Below are 2,467 nucleotides of genomic sequence, written 5' to 3' on the forward strand. Positions count from 1 at the left end.
TAGCCACCCTGCTGGCGGGGCTGGTAACCACCCTGACGGGGCTGGTAGCCACCCTCCTCCTGATTGTTGTTGTTATAGCGCGGACGGTAGCCACCCTGCTGGCGAGGCTGGTAACCACCCTGACGGGGCTGGTAGCCACCCTGCTGGCGAGACTGATAACCACTCTGCTCTCCACCGCTCTGCAAGCCGGCGCCGAAGCCCTCGGGACGGAAACCGCCCTCGCCCTGGCTGTGGCCACGGTCGGAGCTGTATGCGCGCTGCGTGTGGATGCGCGGACGCTGTGGGCGACCGCCACTGTGATAATCTTTCTGATAACCTGAAGGTCTGCTGTAGCCCTCACGGCCGCCTTCTCTCTCTTGGCTCTGATTCTCTGATGAGCTCAGAGACTTGTTCTCCATTTCTTCTGACATAATCTTAAATCTTTTTCGTTTGAACTTTAAACTATACCGTTTGACCTTCCCGGCCTTGGCAGTTCCGATAATGGATTTAGCGCAACTAACGCCTACCTATATCCCGAACCAACCGTCTCCACCGCAAGGGGAGAGCGGAAATTAGTAAGTTAGCAGTGTTCTTCGTTCAATTCTTGATGAGTAAATGATATTTAAATGTTCTCTGTTGTTTTATTTTGGCAAATCTCACCGACCTGCCTTCTCGCGGCTTCCACCGGAGAATTACATGCCCGTATAGTTGTGGGGCGTGATGGCACGCAGCTCCTGCTTCACACTTTCGCTGACGTTGAGCGTCTCCACAAACTCGTGGATGGTTTGCTCTGTCATCTTGGTGTTGGTGCGGGTGAGCGCCTTGAGCGCCTCATAGGGATGGGGATAACCCTCGCGACGCAGGATGGTCTGGATGGCCTCGGCCACCACAGCCCATGTGTTGTCGAGGTCCTCGCTGAGCTTCTGCTCGTTGAGGATGAGCTTGCGCAAGCCCTTGAGGGTGCTCTGTATGGCGATAACGCTGTGGCCCAATGGCACACCCACGTTGCGCAACACGGTAGAGTCGGTGAGGTCGCGCTGCAAGCGGCTGACGGGCAGCTTGCTGGCGAGGAACTGGAGCACGGCGTTGGCCATGCCGAGGTTGCCCTCACTGTTCTCGTAGTCGATGGGGTTGACCTTGTGGGGCATGGCGCTTGAGCCTACCTCACCAGCCTTGATCTTCTGCTTGAAATACTCCATGGAGATGTACATCCAGAAGTCGCGGTCGAGGTCGATGATAATGGTGTTGATGCGGCGAAGGGCGTCGAACACGGCTGCCAGGCAGTCGTAATTGCTGATCTGCGTGGTCCACTGCTCGCGCTGCAAGCCCAACTTCTCGCTGACAAACTTATTGCCGAAAGCCTTCCAATCGTAGTTGGGATAGGCCACATGGTGGGCGTTGAAGTTGCCTGTGGCGCCACCAAACTTGGCGGTCATCTTGCAGGCCTTCAGCTCCTTGAGCTGCTCGGTGAGGCGATACACAAACACCATGACCTCCTTGCCCAAGCGTGTGGGCGAAGCGGGCTGACCGTGGGTCTTGGCCAACATGGGCACGTCTTTCCACTCATCGGCATACTGCTGCAACTGGTCGATGAGCTCTTCCACCTGAGGATAGTACACCTCTTCGAGCGCTTCCTTGATGGAAAGGGGCACGCTGGTGTTGTTGATATCCTGCGAGGTGAGGCCGAAATGGATAAACTCCTTGTAAGCCTCGAGCCCGCCAATCTTGTCGAACTCCTCCTTAATGAAATACTCCACGGCCTTGACGTCGTGGTTGGTAACCTTCTCAATATCCTTCACGTGCTGTGCCGACTCCTCGTTGAAGGAGCGGTAGATGTCGCGCAAACGATCGAAAAGGGCATGATCGAACGAGGCGAGCTGGGGCAAGGGTAATTCACACAATGTGATGAAATACTCTATCTCAACGCGCACACGATAACGAATGAGTGCATACTCTGAAAAATAATCTGCCAGGGGCGCTGTCTTACCACGGTAACGGCCATCAACTGGAGAAATTGCTGTCAACAAATCAAGTTCCATATCCTTATATTATCACGTCTGCAAAATTACGAATTAAATTCGACACGATAGATATTCTCGCAATAAAAATGTTGCATCTAACGGTTTTTAACGCCTTGGCCATAACACAATGTCGCATCGCGCCGGCCTCACACGCACAAGGGACATGTACTACGGCTTCGAGAGCCGCTACGAACTGACTAAAACCATCATGCTGAAGATCGAGGGAGCCGACGTGATGCATTTGGGCGCGACTGTCGAAACCTGCCCGAAACAAACACTAACAAGAATTGAAATACTAATGATCGATTTGGGGTTAATCTTCTTTAGCAGAAAGCCATGAGACCTGACAGGCCAAGGCTTCACATAAAACAAAAAAAATCCTGCAGCTCCGAAGAACCACAGGATACACCCCTGGTGGGCGTTGACGGATTCGAACCGCCGACCCTCTGCTTGTAAGGCAGATGCTC

General features: G+C 53.7%; 1 protein-coding gene and 1 pseudogene. Both read right to left on the bottom strand.

Features of this window, described 5'->3' with window-relative positions:
- Nucleotides 1–410: pseudogene (locus tag WKK33_RS08295) on the bottom strand (pseudouridine synthase); the annotation flags it as partial.
- A 261-nt stretch (nt 411–671) separates the two neighbouring features.
- Nucleotides 672–2,018: an adenylosuccinate lyase gene (gene purB, locus WKK33_RS08300; protein ID WP_215759766.1), complete on the bottom strand. Its 1,347-nt coding sequence runs from the start codon at nt 2,016–2,018 to the stop codon at nt 672–674.
- Nucleotides 2,019–2,467 lie beyond the last annotated feature (449 nt).

Source organism: Hallella sp. (genome assembly GCF_037460745.1).
GTDB lineage: Bacteria > Bacteroidota > Bacteroidia > Bacteroidales > Bacteroidaceae > Prevotella > Prevotella faecis.